At 61.8% G+C, this 2335-nt stretch carries 2 protein-coding genes and 1 tRNA gene; all 3 read right to left on the bottom strand.

The features are described from left to right. Window positions 1-54: 54 nt before the first annotated feature. The 3 genes from NW819_RS02765 to NW819_RS02755 all read right to left on the bottom strand — a co-directional run bounded on the left by NW819_RS02765 (window position 55) and on the right by NW819_RS02755 (window position 2228). Window positions 55-126, bottom strand: a tRNA-Val gene (locus NW819_RS02765). 41 nt (window positions 127-167) lie between these two features. After that, window positions 168-1331: a GuaB3 family IMP dehydrogenase-related protein gene (locus NW819_RS02760; protein WP_414412816.1), complete on the bottom strand. Its 1164-nt coding sequence runs from the start codon at window positions 1329-1331 to the stop codon at window positions 168-170. A 102-nt stretch (window positions 1332-1433) separates the two neighbouring features. Beyond that, window positions 1434-2228, bottom strand: coding sequence for a DUF429 domain-containing protein (locus NW819_RS02755; protein WP_414412815.1), 795 nt, complete (start codon window positions 2226-2228; stop codon window positions 1434-1436). Window positions 2229-2335 lie beyond the last annotated feature (107 nt).

The raw sequence follows: 2335 nt of genomic DNA, 5'->3' as shown, positions 1-2335 counted from the left end.
CTCCTGCGATTTCTAGCTGAGACAGAGCTCTCAAGCTGCAAGCTCCGGTGGGGATGGGCGGTACCGGACTCGAACCAGTGACATCCTGCTTGTAAGGCAGGCGCTCTACCGCTGAGCTAACCGCCCCCGAGGGATCCCAGCCCACCGAGTTTAGCATTCCCAAAGGACTATTTCCCCATACCCAAGCTCTGCGCCTTCTGGTACACCTTCCCCTCTGTGAGCAGGGAAGGGGCAATGCAGATCTCCACCTGCTGCATTTCTCGAAGATTGGCAGCCCCCAGGGTGGCCATGCTAGTGCGCAGAGCACCCCAGAGGTTGTGGGTGCCGTCGTCCAGGCGAGCGGGGCCGCGCAAGATTTCTTCCAAGGTGCCGGTGGATCCCACGCGGATGCGGGTGCCGCGGGGCAAGATGGGGCTGGGGGTGGCCATGCCCCAATGAAAGCCGCGACCGGGGGCTTCATGGGCGCGGGCCAAGGGGGATCCGATCATCACTGCGTCCGCTCCACAGGCGATGGCCTTGCAAATATCGCCGCCGGTCACCAATCCCCCATCGGCAATCACAGGGACATAGGTGCCGGTTTCCGCCAAAAACTGCTCCCGTGCAGCGGCACAGTCGGCGATGGCCGTAGCCTGCGGCACTCCCACCCCCAACACGCCTCGGGAAGTACAGGCAGCGCCAGGGCCGATCCCCACCAAGACACCGGCAGCTCCGGCCTGCATCAGCTCCAGAGCGACATCGTAGGTAACGCAGTTGCCCACCACAACAGGAATGGGCATCGACCGGCAAAATTGGGCCAGATCCAGCAGTTCCATGCCTTCGGGAACCTTGTGGTGAACGGAAACCACCGTGGCCTGGACGAAAAACAGATCCCCCCCGGCTTCCGCCACCAGGGGGCCGTATTGGGCGGCGTGGGCGGGCACGCAGCTAGCGGCGGCAATGGCGCCGGAGGCTTTGATCTGGCGGATGCGCTCTTGAATCAGATCCGGCTTTACAGGTTCGCTGTAGAGGCGCTGCATCAGAGGCACAAACTCGTCTTTGCCCACCGACGCAATCTGATCCAACACCTCATCGGGATCGGCGTAGCGGGTTTGGATGCCATCCAGGTTCAACACCCCGAAAGCTCCCAGCTCCGAGAGCAAAATGGCCATTCGCACATCCACCACGCCATCCATGGCGCTGGCGATGATGGGGATTGGCCTTTGGATCCCTCCCAGGGTGAAGTGGGTGTCCACCAGGCTGGGATCCAGCGTTCGTCTGCCTGGGGCCAGCGCGATTTCATCCAGCCCGTAAGCGCGTCTTGCCTGCCGATTGCGGCCCAGTTGCACGTCCATTTTTCCCCTGTTCTGCGGATCCCTTGTTTTTATCATGCCGCCAAGGAGGGATCCAAGGCCAGCGAGAGTCTTGTTCTCTTGGCTGCGATCCCGGAGCGGGTCTCAATCAGCCTCAGAGGTTCGAGGGGGCAAGGGCGTGAAAATGTGCCCTTCTTGCAGGTTGCCGAAACTGCGGCAGCGCTCGGATCCCCAGCGGAACCCGTAGAGGGCGATGTAGGCACACATCAACGCATCCACCTGATCTTCGTAGTTTTTGAGCCGACGGCTCTTGAGGGATCCCACCTCCACTTGGAGCAGCTCTTCGTGATCCTGGAGAGCCGGGTCAGCGGCAGCTAGAGAGCGCAGATGATGCTGGTACAGTTGCCAAGCTTGTTGCCGTTCTGGCCAGGTGCGTCGAGGGCGGGCCTTGTATTTCAGGGTGCGGCTGAGGCCAAAGAGGCTGACCAAGGCGCTGTGGGGGAAGACCTCGGTCACTTGGCGGGTAAGTTTTCCTCGCTCGATGCTGGCCTGCTCCCGAAAGCCATAACTGGCTAGGGCTTGCACCAAGGCTTCCCCTCTCACCTGGCCGTTTTTTTCTAGAAGCCGGCGGTTGGCCGGGTGGGCCCCGGCTGCATAGGCGCGAAACACCCGGTTCAGTTCGGCCTCGGCCCGTCGCTGTCCGCTGAGGTTGGGGACGCGCAGGGGGGCATCCACCGCCACCAAGCAGGGATCTTCGCCCGCCTGAGCTTGAATATAGTCCAGGATCTCCTCATCCGTTTGGAGAATGCGGCTATCGACCAGATGGCCTGTCAAGTTCTGCCTGCCGGGATCCCCGAGCTGGACTCGCAGCGTGGCCAGACCGGAAGGGTTGCGGGTTGACCAGGCCAGATCCAGGCCAATGCAGATCAACTGAGCCACACCGCCTTCCCCTTTTCCTCAAGTTCGACAGATCAAAGCCATTTCCAAGAGCCAGTTTGAGGCAGTTCCCGATTGCATGGCTCCGGCGCCCTCACCCCCAGCCCCTC

Origin of the sequence: Synechococcus sp. R8-2, assembly GCF_047461715.1 — a bacterium.
Classification (GTDB): Bacteria; Cyanobacteriota; Cyanobacteriia; order Thermostichales; family Thermostichaceae; genus Thermostichus.
The sequence above is the reverse complement of the archived record's forward strand: the minus strand, read 5'-3'. Positions and strand labels throughout refer to the sequence as shown.

Bases quoted from the DNA above. Each gene is read 5' to 3' on its own strand.
- NW819_RS02760 (WP_414412816.1), bottom strand. From the start codon at position 1,331: ATGGACGTGCAACTGGGCCGCAATCGGCAGGCAAGACGCGCTTACGGG.